This is a genomic window from Oleiphilus sp. HI0067 (assembly GCF_001635735.1).
Genome location: NZ_LWFI01001528.1, coordinates 1 through 1,016 on the forward strand (window position 1 = coordinate 1; position 1,016 = coordinate 1,016).

1 protein-coding gene is annotated in these 1,016 nt (G+C 45.6%); it reads right to left on the reverse strand.

Annotated features, from left to right (window positions below; genetic code table 11):
- Window positions 1–130: 130 nt before the first annotated feature.
- On the reverse strand, window positions 131–880 hold the full coding sequence (surE, locus tag A3739_RS24860; protein WP_068483576.1) for a 5'/3'-nucleotidase SurE: 750 nt from the start codon (window positions 878–880) through the stop codon (window positions 131–133).
- Between the last annotated feature and the right edge of the window lie 136 nt (window positions 881–1,016).

Sequence of the window (1,016 nt, forward strand, 5' to 3'; positions counted from 1 at the left end):
TGTCGAGGTGTATCAGCGATTGCCTCCAGAACACGCTCATCAGCAATACCCTTATCGCGCAAACGCTGAACCAACCTCAGACGCGTTCGGCGAGAGGTCATTCCGATGCCTTCAATACTCTGCTCTGGCATTAAGACTTCTCTTTCACGGCTTGTTGCAAGGTCGCAAGCGCTGTATGCGAAGTCATATCGGCATGAATAGGTGATACGGAAACGTAACCATTAGATACAGCATGAAAATCAGTACCTTCCCCCGCATCATCACCCTCACCAGCAGTAGAAATCCAGAGACGCTCTTTGCCTCGTGGATCTGAAAACTGCTCAGGCGGCTTCCCTTTTGCTCGGTGACCAAGACGCGTGATCTTTAAGCCATTTAGCTGTTCATAAGGCACATCAGGAACGTTAACGTTGAGAATAGTTCGTGGAGGTAAAGTCGAGAAGATGTCGTTTTCCAATATATCGCGAACCACTTTTGCGACAGTCTCGTAATGCCAGTTTCCGCGATTTACGAGTGATGCGGCTATGGCAGGTTTTTCTAAAAAACGCCCCTCTAAAGCAGCCGCAACAGTCCCTGAATAAAGTACATCATCACCTAAGTTCTCATGGGTATTGATACCGGAAACAACTCGCTCAACATCTCCATTAGTCAAAGCAGTCAAACCAACGTGAACGCTATCAGTTGGCGTACCATCAACACATTGAAAACCATTTCGAAGAGTCGTGACTTTTAAAGGTCTTGATAAAGTGAGAGATCCACTGGCTCCACTATGATCACGATCAGGAGCAACAACAGTAATTTCGGCTATTTTGCTAAGCTCGTCAGCCAAACAGTGCAAACCTTCTGCATTCACACCGTCATCATTAGATAGTAACAATTTCATTTTAATTCTCTATCACTGCTCTGCCATCTGACGTGTTGAGGCATCTTCTAAATCAAATAGCTCGCTCAACAAACTCGTAGCAAAAGCGCCTGGCATTAAATTGAAATGAAGCGTCAACGCATCATCATCAAAACTC

Coding starts and splice junctions, on each gene's coding strand:
- surE (WP_068483576.1), bottom strand. CDS start 880: ATGAAATTGTTACTATCTAATGATGACGGTGTGAATGCAGAAGGTTTG.